A 14101-nucleotide genomic window follows, 5' to 3' on the forward strand; every position below is an offset into this window, starting at 1 on the left:
CGGACCTGGGAGCCAGGTCCTACTCGCCCGGCGAGATCAGACCTGCCTCGTACGCCACGATGACGGCCTGCGCCCGATCCCTGACCTCGATCTTGGAGAACACGCTGGTCACGTGGTTCTTGACGGTGGAGGGCGAGACGTCGAGCTCGGCGGCGATCTCCGCGTTGGACCTGCCGCGCCCGATGAGCACGAGGATCTCCCGCTCCCGGTCGGTCAGCCCGGCCAGCTCCGGCGGCACCCGCTCCGAGCGTGGCCTGGCGGCCCGCACGAACGTACCGATCAGCCGGGTCAGCAGCCGCGGCGCCACCGCCGACTCGCCGCGGTGCACCACGCGCACGCCCTCGACCAGCTCCTCGGGCGAGACGTCCTTGGGCAGGAACCCGTCGGCGCCCGCGCGCAGCGCCGCCACCACGTTCTCGTCCAGGTCGAACGTGCTCAGCGCGAGCACCCGCACGCCCGCCAGCTCGCCGGTGATCAGCTCGGTGGCCTTGACCCCGTCCATGCCGGGCATGTGCAGGTCCATCAGCACCACGTCGGGCCTGAGCCGCCTGCTCAGCTGGACCGCCTCCGCACCGTCGGCGGCCTCGCCCACCACGGACAGATCGGGCTGGGCGTTCAGCATCAGCCTGAAGCCGGTGCGCACCAGCGCGTGATCGTCGACCAGGAGCACTGTGATCATGGTTTCTCCAGCGGGATGCGGGCGTGCACGCGGAAACCGCCCTCAGGGCGGGGGCCGGTCTGGAGCTGACCGCCGCTGAGGGCCACCCGCTCGGCCATCCCGCCCAACCCGAAGCCCGGCGTGCCCGCCGGGCCCGCGACGCCGTCGTCCAGCACCAGGACCTCCACCGCGCCGGGCTCGTAGGCCAGGCAGACCGTAGCACGCGCCCCCCGGGCGTGCTTGCGCGTGTTGGTGAGCGCCTCCTGCACGATCCGGTAGACGGCGTGGTCGACCGCGGCGGGCAGCGTCACGGCGCTCCCGGTCACGGTCAGGCTCGCCGGCAGGCCCGCGGTCCTGGCCTCCTCGATGAGCGCGGGCAGCCGGGCGGCGCCCACCCCGGTGGAGGCGTCCGCGCCGTCCCCCTCGTCGGCCCTGAGCACGTCCAGCAGCTGACGCATCTCGGCCAGCGCCTGGCGGGTGGTCTGCTCGGCGCTGGACAGCGCGTCACGCGCGTCGCCCTGATCCTTCGGCAGCGTCGCCCTGGCCCCGCCGACCAGTGCGTTGACCACGCTGAGGTGGTGTGCCACGACGTCGTGCAGCTCGCGGGCGATCCGCCGCCGCTCCGCGCGTACCGCGTTGTCGGCCCGCTCGCGTTCCCTGCGCTCCTGGAGCTCGTGGCGCAGCCGGACGAACTGCCCGATACCCACCATGATCAGCGGGGCGACCATGCCGCCGAACCACGAGCCGGGACCCGGCATGGCCACCTGGTAGACCACCGCGAAGACCAGGGCGCCGACGGCCGTGGCGATCGCGGTGGTGCGGCCGGAGGTGTAGCGGCCGACGCTGTAGTACGCGATCGACTCGGGGATGCTGGCGGTGTTCGCGATGCCGGTGAGCAGCCCGATCGCGTCCAGCACGGTCACCGCGGCCGCTGCCACGAGCGGCCTGCGGCGGCGCACCAGCAGCGGCAGGGTGGACACCAGGAAGTGGGCTGCCGCGGGCAGCACCGGGTTCGGGTTGACGAGCGCGACGACCACGACGATGGCCGCGATGCCCGCGAGCACGGCGACGAGCGTGGTGTCGAAGACCCGTGGACGTTTGAAGAATCGCCATGCGGCCTGGAACGGACGCACGAAGCGCATGATCCGACTCTATGCGGAAAATTCTCGGAGTTAACCGGGCAGGCCGTCTGGACCTTGGTCGTTGACGCTGCGGTAACGTCGGCGCAAGGGCCAGGGAACAGGGAGCACGTATGAGTCGGACGGCACGGGTCATCTGGGACGACGCTCTCATCACCTACGACTTCGGCCACGAGCACCCGCTCGCGCCCGTCCGCGTCGAGCTGACCATGGCGCTGGCCCGCGAGCTCGGCGTGCTCGACAAGGTGGAGGTCACCGGGTGCGCGCCCGCCACCGACGACGAACTGGCCCTGGTGCACAAGCGCGACTACATCGAGGCCGTCAAGCGCGTGTCCGCCACCGGCACGCCCGACCTGTCCGTCGGCCTGGGCACGTCCGACAACCCGGCCTTCGCCGGCGTCCACGAGGCCTCCGCGCTCATCGCCGGCGCCTCGCTCGCCGCCGCCCGCGCGGTGTTCGACGGTACGGCGGAGCACGCCGTGAACGTGGCCGGCGGCCTGCACCACGCGATGGCCAACCTGGCCAGCGGATTCTGCGTCTACAACGACCCGGCGGTGGCCATCGCCTGGCTGCTCGCCCAGGGCGTGGGCAAGATCGCCTACGTGGACGTGGACGTGCACCACGGCGACGGCGTGCAGGCGCTGTTCTACGACGACCCGCGGGTGCTGACGATCAGCCTGCACGAGGGGCCGCGCACGCTGTTCCCCGGCACCGGCTTCCCCGAGGAGACCGGCGCCGACGGCAGCGCGGTCAACGTGGCGCTGCCCGCGGGCTGCGGGGACGCCGGCTGGCTGCGGGCCTTCGACGCGGTGGTGCCGCCGCTGCTGCGCGAGTTCCGCCCCGACATCCTGGTGACGCAGCACGGCTGCGACAGCCACGCGCTCGACCCGCTGGCCCACCTCATGCTCAGCCTCGACGGCCAGCGCACCGCCTACGAGGCGCTGCACCGCCTGGCGCACGAGACCGCGGGCGGGCGCTGGCTGGCCACCGGCGGTGGCGGCTACGAGCTGGTCCAGGTGGTGCCCAGGGCGTGGACCCACCTGATCGCCGAGCTGTCGGGCCATCCCGTCGATCCCGCCACGCCGACGCCCGAGGCCTGGCGCCAGTTCGCCAGGGAGAGGACGGGCGAGGCGCCGCCGCTGACGATGACGGACGGCCGAAATCCGGAATTCCGCGACCTATCCGGTGGTTATGACCCTGCGGACCCCATCGACCGTGCGGTCATGGCGACCCGGAACGCGGTGTTCCCCCTGCACGGCCTCGACCCCATGCCCTAGCGAGGAAGTACCTGTGCTGAGCCGCGACGAACTCCGTGAGCACCTGATCAGAACCCGGATCGCCGGCGATGTCGCGACCTCGCGCGAGAACAACCTCGACCACTACAGCTCGCTGGCCAACCGCGACCCCTACTACATGCTGGGGCTGACGCTGTCGCAGCCCTGGTCCTTCCGCGACATCCTCGCCCTGATGGCCAAGTCCTGCGGCGTCGTGGCCGATCCCGGGCACCGCTGGGGCCAGGACACCATCGACCCCGAGCGGACCATTGACGCGCTCGACGCCATGGCCGACCGCATCGCGGCGGTGCTCTCCCAGGACAGCCCGCGCATCCTGTTCGCCACGGGTCACCCGACCGGGCTGCTCGCCATCCATCTGCCGCTGGCCGCGTTCGCTGCGGAGCACGGCGCGAGGCTGCTGACGCCGGGGGAGGGCTGGACGTACACCGGGTCCGGGTTCGGGCGGGCCAGGAAGATCCGCTACCTGGGCGACGTGGCGATGCTGGACGACAAGGGCGGCTTCGTGCACACCCACGACTCCACGCCGATGGAGCGCATGCTCGCCGAGCTGGGGACGGACCTGCCCGATCTGGTCGTGGCCGACCACGGGTGGGCGGGAGCCGCGGGCGAGGCGGGGGTGCCCACAGTGGCCTTCGCTGACTGCAACGATCCAGCGCTGTTCCTGGGCGAGGCCGAGGGGAAGATCGACGCGGTCGTCCCGCTCGATGACAATGTGCTACCGCGCTATTACTCTCCGCTGACCGAGAGGCTCGTCACACGAGTCTCATGGGGCCTTTGAGTCGAATTCGGTCCTCCCGATACCGTCTTTTCGCGCCTGCATTCCAAGAGGCTCGCAGTCCCTTTGCCAACTTTTGATGGGGGCTGGGCGACTCTTATGTGTACGAAGTTGGACAGTTCCAACCTGATGGCGAGGGGCACGGCCCGGCTGCTGGCCAGCGATTTCGCTGGTTCCGCTGACAGGCGGCTCCGATAACTGGAAAAATAGGGGGTTTGCGCACTCGGAGTCCCGACTTACGCTGACGGCAGTACACGTGCGTGAGCAATGGCACCAGTGGGGATAACCCGGAAACACGTGCGGAAGAGGCGTCCGATGGGTGCAGGCGAAAGACCTCTCAGCGAGGTGAAGTTCCTGACTGTGGCTGAGGTGGCCACGGTCATGCGGGTGTCCAAGATGACTGTGTACCGACTCGTGCACTCGGGCGAGTTGCCGGCCATCCGAGTAGGGCGGTCGTTCAGGGTCCCGGAGCAGGCGGTACACGACTATCTGCGGGAGGCCTACATCGAGGCAGGTTGAAGCAGGAGTAGCGGCGTGCGGGCCCAGATCTCCAGTACGCCGTGAATGCGGTCGCGGGAGGGGTCCGGTCGCCACAGTGCGACCGGGCCTTGACCCTCCGGTAGTCTGTGAGCCGGTGTGCGCTCGCACGCCGTCTCGACTTGCTACCAGTACCTGGGGGTCCCGTGGGCTCTGTGATCAAGAAGCGCCGTAAGCGGATGGCCAAGAAGAAGCACCGCAAGCTGCTGAAGAAGACGCGCATCCAGCGGCGTAACAAGAAGTAACAGACGCAGCTGTGAGGCGCTGATGACCCGTACCGTGCTTGTCACCGGGGTCTCGCGCCACATCGGCGCCCGGGTGGCGAGCGTTCTCGCGACGGACCCGGACATCGGCCGCGTCATCGGAGTGGACACCGTGCCGCCCCCCTCGCTGACCCGAGACGGCGGCGTCTCACTCGGTCGCACGGAGTTCGTCCGGGTCGACCTGCGCAGTCCCGACATCGCGCAGGTGATCGCGGCGGCCGATATCGACACCGTTGTGCACATGAGTCTGGTGAGCGCGCCCTCGCGTAATGCGGGGCGTTCTTACATGAAAGAGCACAACGTCATCGGCACCATGCAGCTGCTCGGCGCCTGCCAGCGGTCGGCGACCGTACGGCGCGTGGTGGTGCGCTCCACCACCGCGGTCTACGGCTCGTCGCCCACGGATCCGGCGGTGTTCACCGAGGACCTCGAGGCCCACGAAAGCCCGAGCCACGGTTACGCCAAGGACGCCGTCGAGGTCGAGGGCTACGTGCGCGGTTTCGCGCGCCGCCGCCCCGACGTCGCTGTCACGCTGCTGCGCTTCGCCAACTTCATGGGGCCCGGCGTCGACTCGCCGCTCACCCGTTACTTCTCCCAGCCGCTGCTGCCGACCGTGTTCGGCTTCGACCCCCGGCTGCAGTTCGTCCACGAGGACGACGCGGTCGAGGTGCTCAGAAGGATGGCGCTGGAAGACCACCCCGGCACGTACAACGTGGCCGGGGCAGGCGTGTTGCTGCTGTCGCAGTGTGCGCGCCGGGCAGGACGGGTGTCGCTGCCGCTGCCCTCGCCGGCCTTCGGGCTGATCGGCGGGGCGGTGCGGCGGATCGGGCTGGTCGACTTCTCACCCGAGCAACTGCGGCTGATGAGCTTCGGGCGGGTGGTCGACACCGGGCGGCTGGAGGCCGAGCTGGGCTGGAAGCCCAAGTTCACCACCACGGCCGCCTACGACGACTTCCTCGACTCGCGCGGGTTGCACGCGCTGGGAGCTGACCGGCGATGAGCGCGCACAGGGAAGAGCAGGAGGCGCAGGTGATCCCGATCACCTCGGCGCCGTCGTTCGCGGAGCCGGACGCGCTGGCCGCCGCGCTGGCGTTCGTGCGCAGGCGGATCGCGGGCGACTACGAGGTCGACGAGTTCGGCTACGACGCCGAGCTCACCGACAAGGTGATGCTCGAGCTGATCAGGCCGCTCTACCGCCACTGGTTCAGGGTCGAGACCGTCGAGCTGAAGAACGTGCCCGACGAGGGCGGCGCGCTGGTGGTGGCCAACCATTCGGGCACGCTCCCCGTCGACGCGCTGATGATGCAGGTGGCGCTGCACGACGAGGCGGGCAGGGCGCTGCGGCTGCTCGGCGCCGACCTGGTCTACCAACTGCCGCTGCTCGGCCACCTGTCGCGCAAGACCGGGCACACGCTGGCCTGCCCCGAGGACGCCGACAGGCTGCTGCGCAAGGGCGAGCTCGTCGGGGTGTTCCCCGAGGGGTTCAAGGGCGTGGGCAAGAAGTTCTCCGAGCGGTACCGGCTGCAGCGCTTCGGCCGGGGCGGCTTCGTGGCCTCGGCGATCCGCGCCGGGGTGCCGATCGTGCCGGTGGCGATCGTGGGCGCGGAGGAGATCTATCCCAAGATCGGCGACCTGAAGTCGCTCGCGCGGCTGTTCGGCCTGCCGTACCTGCCGATCACCCCGTTCTTCCCGCTGCTCGGGCCGCTGGGGCTGATCCCGCTGCCGTCCAAGTGGATGATCGAGTTCGGCGAGCCGATCAGGACCGACGAGTACGAGCCGTCGGCCGCCGACGATCCGATGGTGGTCTTCAACCTCACCGACCACGTGCGCGAGGTCATCCAGCAGATGCTCAACGAGCTGCGACTGCGCCGCGGCCACGCGTTCCCGCCGTTCCTCTGAAAAAGCCGCAACCGTCCGGATTCCACGGGTGTTCTCTCGGACACCAAACGGAAGGAATCCCATGGACCTGCAGCTTTCTGGCCGGGTGGCCATCGTGACCGGCGCCTCCAAGGGCATCGGACTGGCCGTCACGCGGACCCTGGTGGAGGAGGGCGCCCACGTGGTGGCCGCCTCGCGGACCCGTACCCCCGACATGCCGGAAAAGGCAGTACACGTCCCGGTGGACCTCATGGACCCCGAGGCGCCCGCCCAGGTGGTGGCCCGGGCCGTGGCCGAGTTCGGCGGGCTGGACATCCTGGTCAACAACGCCGGCGGCCCGCCGCCCGGCATCACGATGCCCCGGGTGGGCTTCGCGGCGCTGGACGACGCGGATTGGCAGGCGATGTTCGAGTTCAACCTGTACTCGGCGGTGCGGGCGATCCGCGCTGCGGTGCCGGCCATGCTGGCGCGCGGCGGCGGTTCGATCGTGAACATCTCCTCCGGCTCGGCCAGGCAGCCCTCGCCGATGAACGTGGACTACGGCGCGGCCAAGTCGGCGATGAACCACGTCAGCAAAGCCGTGGCCGAGGAGTACGGTCCGCAGGGCATCAGGGTGAACACGATCTCCCCTGGACCGGTCCTGACCGCCTGGTGGACCGAGGAAGGCGGCGCCGCCGACGTGATCGCCGGAATGACGGGCGCCGACCGTGACACCGTCATCAAGCAGGCGGCGCCCGAGATGATGCGGCTGACCACGGGCAGGCTGGTGGATCCGCAGGAGATCGCCGACGCGGTGGCGCTGCTGGTCTCGCCGCGCTCCGGCAGCACGACCGGCGCCGACTTCGCGATCGACGGCGGGTTCCTGAAGGAGCTGTGAACCCATGTGGCGGGTTGTGGCGAGATATCCGTGATTGCTTCCTCACAAGAAGGGCGGAGATGATCGCGCAACCCGCCACCAGGGCCGCTGACGCGGATCTCGTCAGCGCGTCCTGGACCGAGCCCGAGGCGTTCGCGGAGCTGTTCGACCGCTACGCCGGCATGCTCTACCGCTACGTCTCCAAACGGCTCGGTCCAGAGCCGGCCGAGGATCTGGTCGGCGAGACCTTCCTGGTCGCCTTCGCGCGCAGGAGGAGCTACGACGTGGCCTACCTGGACGCCAGGCCGTGGCTGTTCGGCATCCTCACCAAGCTCATCTCCCGCCACCACCGCACGGAATCCGCCCGCTACCGGGCCCTGCTGCGCGCGCCCGTGGACGGCTCGGTGGACTCTCCGGCCGATCGGGTCGCCGCGGGAGTGAGCGCCGAGGCGGCGCGACCCGAGCTGGCGGCCGCGCTGGCCAAGCTCCCGGCCAAGGACCGGGACGTGCTGCTGCTCATCGCCTGGGGCGATCTCACCTACGAAGAGGTCGCCCAGGCGCTGGGCATCCCGACCGGCACCGTGCGCTCCCGCCTCAACAGGGGCAGGCGGAAGGTCAGGGCCGCGCTGGGCGAGACGAACCCGCTGCAGGGAGAGGAGTGACGATGGACGACCTGAAGCTGCTCCGCGACTTCGGCAGAGAGCTCGAGCACCAGCCGCCCGCCACGCTGGCCCGCCAGCGCAACCGCCTGCTGAGCGCGCCGCCCCGCCGCCGCAGGATGAGCTGGCTGTTGATGGCCCTGGTGGCCGCCGTGACCGCCGCCGCGATCGCCGTCCCCGCCACCCTGATCAGCCTCAGCGGCAACAAGCACTCCGCCATCCTCACGCAGCCCCCCGCGGAGATCTCGGGCGCGATGAACGTGCTGCTCATCGGCTCCGACTCGCGCGAAGGCCCCAACGGCCAGTACGGCAGGCCCAACGGGCGCCGCGCCGACACCATGATGATCGTCCACATCCCCGCCAACCGCGGCAAGGTGACCGCGGTCGATCTCCCGCGTGACTCGATGGTCCAGATCTCCGCGTGCAGGTCCGACCCACCACGGATGGCCATGCTCAACTCGGCCTACGGGACCGGCGGGACCTCCTGCCTGATCAAGACCGTCGAGCAGCTGACGGGCCTGCGCATGGACCACTTCGTCGAGCTGGACTTCACCGGTTTCAAACGCATGGTCGACGCGGTCGGCGGCGTCGAGGTCACCCTCCCGCGGCCGGTGAACGACTCGCAGGCCAAGCTCAACCTTCCCGCGGGCAAGACCATCCTCAACGGTGAGCAGGCGCTCGGCTACGTCAGACTGCGCCGCTACGGCGACGGGTCCGATCTCCAGCGGATCAAGCGGCAGCAGGCGTTCATGAAGTCGATGCTGACCAAGGTCCGCGAGGACCCGACCAAGATCCGCCCCCTCCTCACCGAAGTCCGCAAGGCGGTCAAGACCGACCTCGATCTGGAGACCATGTACCGGCTGGCCACGCAGCTGCAGGGCAGCAAGGTCAGCTTCGTGGTCGTCCCGTGGGAGCCCGCACCGACGGACAGGAACAGGATCGTCTGGAAGGAGCCGGAGGCCCACCGGCTCTTCGATCAGCTGAAATAGTCTTATTAGACAGAAAGTCCTATAGTCGCCCCATGGGCTTCAGTCGCGCGGCGCTGGGCGCCGGTCTGCTGGTCGGGGCGGCTATCGGGATCGCCAGGCGCCGCGGGCGACCGTACGAGCCGCTCGGCGGTCACCAGGGCAGGGCGCTCACGGTGGAGACGGAAGACGGCGTACGGCTGGCGGTGGACGTCGAGGAGCCGCCGGACCCCGCGTACGCCGTGGTGTTCGCCCACGGGTGGGTGCTCAACCGGCATTCCTGGCACTACCAGCGGGAGGCCCTGTCCGGCCAGGCCATCCTGGTCACCTACGACCAGCGCGGACACGGTGCCTCCACCACCGGCCCCGGCGCGGGCCACACCATCGAGCGCCTCGGCGAGGACCTGCGTGCCGTCATCGAGGCCGCGGTCCCGCCGGGGCTGCCGATCGTGCTGGTCGGCCACTCCATGGGCGGGATGACGATCATGGGGCTGGCCGCGAGCCACCCCGAGCTGTTCGGCGACCGGATCAGGGCCGTCGCGCTGCTCAGCACCTCGGCCGGGCGGTTGGGCGAGGGCGGCGCGCTGCCAGGCCCCGTGCGCCGGATGACCTCGCTGGTGCTCGACCGGATGCGGGCCAGGGCGGCGCTCATCGACGGGCGTCCCTTGCTCAAGGAACGCGCCAATCTCCCGGTGACCCGCTATGCCGCCTTCGGCCCCAGGCCGCGGCCCGACCACGTGCGGTTCGTCAACAGGATGATCGCGGCCACGCCGACCGAGGTCATGGTGGGCTTCTTCCACGGCATGATGGCCCACGACAAGCTGGCGGCGCTGACGGCGCTCGGCCGGGTCGAGACGCTGGTCATGGTGGGCACCCACGACCGGCTGACCACGCCCGTGCACGCGCGCAGGATCGCCGGGGCGATCCCCGGCGCGCGCCTGGTGGTGGTCCCCGGGGTCGGCCACATGCTGGGGATGGAGAACCCCGAGGTGGTCAACAGGGAGCTGGCAGGGCTAGTCGAGCGCGCGGTAGTGCTTGCGTAGCGCGACGCCCGCGGCGATACCGCCCGCGACCGCGCCGACCCCCGCCGCGATGGGCAGTGCCGCCAGGGTCGCCTTGCGCCCGGTGCGGAAGTCCTTGATCGGCCAGCCGTGCTTCCTGGCGTGCTCGCGCAGTTCGGCGTCGGGGTTGACGGCCACCGCGTGCCCCACCAGCGACAGCATCGGCAGGTCGTTGGCCGAGTCGCTGTAGGCGCTGCACCTGGTCAGGTCGAGCCCTTCGCGCCTGGCCAGCGCCCGCACCGCCTCCGCCTTGGCGGGACCGTGCAGCAGGTCGCCGACCAGCCGCCCGGTGTAGATGCCGTCCCGCGACTCCGCGACCGTGCCGAGCGCTCCCGTCAGGCCGAGCCGCTGGGCGATGACCCTGGCCAGCTCCACGGGCGTGGCCGTGACGAGCCAGACCCGCTGCCCGGCGTCCAGGTGACGCTGGGCCAGCGCCCTGGTGCCCGCCCAGATGCGGTCGGCCATGACCTCGTCGTAGATCTCCTCGCCGAGCCTGACCACGTCCTCGACCTTCGCGCCCGCCACGAACGCCAGCGCAGTCTCGCGGGCGACCTTGATGTGCTCGGGGTTCTCGTTGCCGCGCAGCCGGAACACCGCCTGGCCGATGGCGAACTTGAACAGGTCGGAGGTGGTGAACATGCCGCGCGTGGCCAGTCCGCGGGCGAAGTGGTAGATGGAGGCGCCGCGCATCATCGTGTTGTCCACGTCGAAGAAGGCGGCCGCCTGGGTGTCGGGCTCGATGGGGGCCATCTCGAGCGCGGCCGCCGCCGCGGCCTCGCCGGCGACCTCCGCATCAGCCTCGTGCCGTCGTCGAAGTAGCCGCATGGGCTTCAGCTTACCTAGCCCGGGGGAACCAGCCCCTGGATGTAGGTGAGGTATCCCGAGGCCTGATCCTGCTGCGAGGGGTCCAGCCGTTCCAGCATGGGCTCGACCATGTCCTTCTGGTCCTGCGCGAACTGGTTGATCTTGGGGGAGCGCGGCTCGGCCCGCTCCAGCATGCGGATCCCCGAGCGGGTGGAGTCCTCCATGTCCTTCAGCGTCTTGGTCACCAGCGGGCCGTCGCTGGAGGAGCCGAGCAGCTGCGCCACCTCGGCCGCCCTGGTCTTGGCCGAGTCCAGCTCGCGCTCGGCCCGCTCCACGTCGTCGGTGCTGAGCCTGACCAGTGTGCTCTCCGCGGCCCGCTTGAGCGGGTACAGGGTGTCGCCGGGGACCGCGTGGTAGGTGGCGAACGCCGAGACCATCATCCCGGCCGCCAGGCCCAGCGTGGCCAGCTGGGAGAACCACGAGATGCGCGGGGTGGGGCGGCGATGGGAGCGGGGGGCATGCCGTACCGGATCCTGGCCGGAGAGCAGCTCGCCGCGCAGGCGATCGCGGAACGCCGTGGACGGGCCGCCGCCGAGCGGGAGCCCGCGCAGCTCCGTGAGGTGATCGAGTACGCGCTCGCGGTACCTGCGCGCCCTATCCATGCCTGCTCCCTGAAACCCCCGACACATGATGCTGCCGTGACACCTGCCTAACGACGAGCCGCAGGTGGAGGTTACGCAAGGTCGTGTTTGAGCGCTCTGGCCAGTGCCTTGATCGCGCGGAACTGCAGCGCTTTGATCGCTCCACTCTTCTTCCCCATGATCAACGCGGTCTCTGCCAGTGACAAGCCGTGCAGGAAGCGCAGCACCACGCACTCCTGCTGCTCCGGGTTGAGCTCTCGTACGGCACGCAGCACGCGGTCGTTGATGATGGCGGTGACCACGGCGTTCTCCGGGATGTGCGGTCCGTCGAGCGGGACGTCGATCACCTCGCCGGTGGCGATCTCCAGGCGGTAGCGGCCTGACTTGAAGTGGTCGGTGACCAGATTTCTGGCGATGGTCACGAGCCAGGCGCCGAAATCACGGCCTTGCCAAGTGAAGTCCGAAATTCGGCGAAGAGCGCGCAGGAAGGTCTCGCTGGTCAGATCCTCGGCTAGTGGATGGGAGCCGACGCGGAAGTAGATGTAGCGATAGACAAGATCGAGATATCGGTCATAGAGCGTGCCAAAGGCATCCGTGTCGCCTGTCTTCGCACGTAAGACCAGCGTGCGGAGGTCGTCGGGGATCTCTTCGCGCACGGCAAGCTCGCTCGTCCGGGCGGGACCAGCGACCGCTGGTGCAAGCAGCCCGGCGAACGGCCACGAGTCAGGCATCCGGTATCCCTGGGGGTAAGGGGTGCGGCGTGCTCGAACACTCTAGAAATCAACCGGAAATTCCACAATCCGCTTCGCGATGGCGGGACTAACCGTAACCGGCGGATACCGTGTTGGACCGACCCGTTCCCTCTTCGGCTACCGGCTGGGAGGCATCGTCCGGCAGCATTGGAGTCACCATGGAGATCCTCGTTGCTGTCATCGCGTTCGCGGGTGCGATTCTCGCCGCGATCGCCGCCGGTGTCTTGATCCGCCGACTGCGCGACGAGCCTGAGGGCTGGCTGATCGCGTGGAGCGCCGCCGCGGCCTCGCTGTGCCTGTCACTGGCCGCGATCGCCATCGGCTACCTCATGGGGTTCGGGCCTGCCACCTTCAAGGTCTTCCAGGTGGCAGGGTCGCTGCTGGCGCCGCTGTGGCTGGGCGTCGGGCTGATCCAGCTGCTGGCGAACAGGACGCCGCCGAAGTTCCTGGGCTGGCTGTTCGGCCTGGCGGTCACGGTCGTGAGCGGCGTGATCATGGTGGTCGACCCGCTCATCAAGAGCGACGGCTGGGCCAAGTCGCTGCCCTCCTCGAGCGTGTACTGGGGGATCATCCCCAAGAACCTGCTGATCGGCGTGCACGTCATCGCGGTCCTGATCATGCTGGCCGCCGTCGTGATCGCCGCCGTCAGGTGGCGCAGCGGTGACGAGCTCGACACCGACAACCTGCACGCCACGCTGGTGATCGCCCCCTCGGGGATCGCGCTGGTGGGCGCCATGCGCTTCGCGGTGCCGGGGATCTTCACCACCGCCCTGCTGGTGGTGGCCGCGGCGGCCGTCTGGTACGCCGTGCTGCGTCCGCTGGCGCCGTACGAGGACGACGAGGAGGACGACATCGAGCAGCCCCAGCACGCCCCCGCCGGCCGCCGCGCCAGGCAGGAGCCGGTTCCGGCCGCGCACCACGAGATGGCCCCGCCGCCGGTGGAGCCGCGGCGGCCGCCGAGTCCCGGTCTGGGCGACCTGGTGGCCGAATACCGGGCAGGCGACCAGAACGTCGACTACGCGGCGCGGATGGCCCCGCCAGTGCCCGAGACGGGGCCGGCGACGGGCTACGTGATGAACGGCAGGCACGGCACGGGCCCGCAGGACTTCCCTCCGGCCCCCGCCACGGGCGCGATCTATCCGGGAGCGGAGCTGTTCACCCCCGCACAGCAGCCACCGCCACCGCCGCAACCCCAACCGCAGCAGCAGGCGGGGACGAGCCGCCCCTCACCCAGCATCTTCGGCCTGCTCACCGTCTTCACGCTGATCGACGGCTCGGGGGAGGCCTTCGACCGCCTGGCCGACCAGACCGTGGAGGCGGTCAGGCGCGGCGAGCCCGACACGCTCGTCTACGCCTGCCACGCGGTCAAGTCGGCCCCGCTGCAGCGCATCGTCTACGAGCTCTACCGCGACGAGGTGGCCTACCACGACCACCAGCGCCAGCCCCACGTCGAGCGCTTCGTCAACGAGCGTCAGGCCATGGTGCTCGCCACCAACATCATCGAGCTGAACGTGAACGCGGCCAAGGTCGTGCCGCTGCCCACCGTGATGTTCTAGCGTGGTGTTCTAGGACGACAGCGCGGCGCGGAGCCGGTCCTCCGAAACCCGCCAGAAGTCGTGCTGGACACCGTCGACGAGTGTGACGGGAATCATCTCCCAGTATTTCTCCAGCAGCTCGGGCGACGAGTCGATGTCGATCTCCTCCCACGGCACGCCGAGCTCGCCCGCCACCTTGGCGATGACCTCGCGCGCGTCGTCGCAGAGATGGCAGCCGGGCCTCCCCAGCAACGTGATGCGATGCATGCCACCCACGCTACTT

Annotated in this window: 17 protein-coding genes; 11 read left to right on the top strand and 6 right to left on the bottom strand. The window is 69.8% G+C overall.

All coding sequences use genetic code 11. The features are described from left to right. Positions 1 to 19: 19 nt before the first annotated feature. The gene (locus ACIBHX_RS36810; protein ID WP_397072052.1) at positions 20 to 679 is read right to left on the bottom strand and encodes a response regulator; all 660 of its coding nucleotides are present in this window, start codon (positions 677 to 679) and stop codon (positions 20 to 22) included. Then, positions 676 to 1800 (bottom strand): sensor histidine kinase, encoded by a 1125-nt coding sequence (locus ACIBHX_RS36815; protein ID WP_397072053.1) that lies wholly within the window; start codon positions 1798 to 1800, stop codon positions 676 to 678. Before ACIBHX_RS36815 ends, ACIBHX_RS36810 begins: the two co-directional genes overlap by 4 nt. Before the next feature lie 110 nt (positions 1801 to 1910). Between ACIBHX_RS36815 and ACIBHX_RS36820 the strand changes: the two genes are divergently transcribed. The 10 genes from ACIBHX_RS36820 (at position 1911) to ACIBHX_RS36865 (ending at position 10068) form a co-directional block, all read left to right on the top strand. Then, positions 1911 to 3074, top strand: a complete 1164-nt coding sequence (locus ACIBHX_RS36820) for an acetoin utilization protein AcuC (protein WP_397072054.1) — start codon at positions 1911 to 1913, stop codon at positions 3072 to 3074. A gap of 13 nt (positions 3075 to 3087) precedes the next feature. Then, positions 3088 to 3870 carry a phosphatase gene (locus ACIBHX_RS36825; RefSeq protein ID WP_397072055.1) on the top strand — a complete coding sequence of 261 codons (783 nt, stop codon included), beginning with the start codon at positions 3088 to 3090 and terminating at the stop codon, positions 3868 to 3870. Between the two features lie 312 nt (positions 3871 to 4182). Next, the gene (locus ACIBHX_RS36830) at positions 4183 to 4386 is read left to right on the top strand and encodes a helix-turn-helix domain-containing protein (RefSeq protein ID WP_026214222.1); all 204 of its coding nucleotides are present in this window, start codon (positions 4183 to 4185) and stop codon (positions 4384 to 4386) included. A 164-nt stretch (positions 4387 to 4550) separates the two neighbouring features. Next, positions 4551 to 4649: a 30S ribosomal protein bS22 gene (locus tag ACIBHX_RS36835; RefSeq protein ID WP_018654693.1), complete on the top strand. Its 99-nt coding sequence runs from the start codon at positions 4551 to 4553 to the stop codon at positions 4647 to 4649. A 22-nt stretch (positions 4650 to 4671) separates the two neighbouring features. After that, the gene (locus ACIBHX_RS36840) at positions 4672 to 5667 is read left to right on the top strand and encodes an NAD-dependent epimerase/dehydratase family protein (protein ID WP_397072056.1); all 996 of its coding nucleotides are present in this window, start codon (positions 4672 to 4674) and stop codon (positions 5665 to 5667) included. Continuing rightward, positions 5664 to 6566 carry a lysophospholipid acyltransferase family protein gene (locus tag ACIBHX_RS36845; protein WP_397072057.1) on the top strand — a complete coding sequence of 301 codons (903 nt, stop codon included), beginning with the start codon at positions 5664 to 5666 and terminating at the stop codon, positions 6564 to 6566. Before ACIBHX_RS36840 ends, ACIBHX_RS36845 begins: the two co-directional genes overlap by 4 nt. Before the next feature lie 61 nt (positions 6567 to 6627). Beyond that, entirely contained in the window at positions 6628 to 7422 is a 795-nt protein-coding gene (locus ACIBHX_RS36850) for an SDR family NAD(P)-dependent oxidoreductase (protein ID WP_397072058.1), read from the top strand. A 59-nt stretch (positions 7423 to 7481) separates the two neighbouring features. Continuing rightward, complete coding sequence (locus ACIBHX_RS36855) at positions 7482 to 8063, top strand: RNA polymerase sigma factor (protein WP_397072059.1); 582 nt, start codon at positions 7482 to 7484, stop codon at positions 8061 to 8063. Between the two features lie 2 nt (positions 8064 to 8065). Beyond that, positions 8066 to 9049: an LCP family protein gene (locus tag ACIBHX_RS36860; protein ID WP_397072060.1), complete on the top strand. Its 984-nt coding sequence runs from the start codon at positions 8066 to 8068 to the stop codon at positions 9047 to 9049. A gap of 32 nt (positions 9050 to 9081) precedes the next feature. Next, on the top strand, positions 9082 to 10068 hold the full coding sequence (locus ACIBHX_RS36865; RefSeq protein WP_397072061.1) for an alpha/beta fold hydrolase: 987 nt from the start codon (positions 9082 to 9084) through the stop codon (positions 10066 to 10068). Here the strand turns inward: ACIBHX_RS36865 and ACIBHX_RS36870 are convergent. From ACIBHX_RS36870 to ACIBHX_RS36880, 3 genes are all read right to left on the bottom strand, one after another. Then, the gene (locus ACIBHX_RS36870) at positions 10039 to 10911 is read right to left on the bottom strand and encodes an HAD family hydrolase (RefSeq protein ID WP_397072062.1); all 873 of its coding nucleotides are present in this window, start codon (positions 10909 to 10911) and stop codon (positions 10039 to 10041) included. The two genes, ACIBHX_RS36865 and ACIBHX_RS36870, sit on opposite strands and share 30 nt — an antisense overlap. Positions 10912 to 10925: 14 nt before the next feature. Further along, the gene (locus ACIBHX_RS36875; protein ID WP_397072063.1) at positions 10926 to 11552 is read right to left on the bottom strand and encodes a DUF5667 domain-containing protein; all 627 of its coding nucleotides are present in this window, start codon (positions 11550 to 11552) and stop codon (positions 10926 to 10928) included. Positions 11553 to 11623: 71 nt separating this feature from the next. Next, entirely contained in the window at positions 11624 to 12262 is a 639-nt protein-coding gene (locus ACIBHX_RS36880) for a sigma-70 family RNA polymerase sigma factor (RefSeq protein WP_397072064.1), read from the bottom strand. Between the two features lie 179 nt (positions 12263 to 12441). Here ACIBHX_RS36880 and ACIBHX_RS36885 point away from each other — a divergent pair, with 179 nt between their 5' ends. Then, entirely contained in the window at positions 12442 to 13839 is a 1398-nt protein-coding gene (locus ACIBHX_RS36885) for a putative quinol monooxygenase (protein WP_397072065.1), read from the top strand. A gap of 9 nt (positions 13840 to 13848) precedes the next feature. Here ACIBHX_RS36885 and ACIBHX_RS36890 read toward each other — a convergent pair whose 3' ends face one another. Continuing rightward, positions 13849 to 14085, bottom strand: a complete 237-nt coding sequence (locus ACIBHX_RS36890) for a glutaredoxin family protein (protein WP_397072066.1) — start codon at positions 14083 to 14085, stop codon at positions 13849 to 13851. Positions 14086 to 14101 lie beyond the last annotated feature (16 nt).

The sequence above is a fragment of the Nonomuraea sp. NPDC050536 genome (genome assembly GCF_044457685.1).
Taxonomy (GTDB): domain Bacteria; phylum Actinomycetota; class Actinomycetes; order Streptosporangiales; family Streptosporangiaceae; genus Nonomuraea.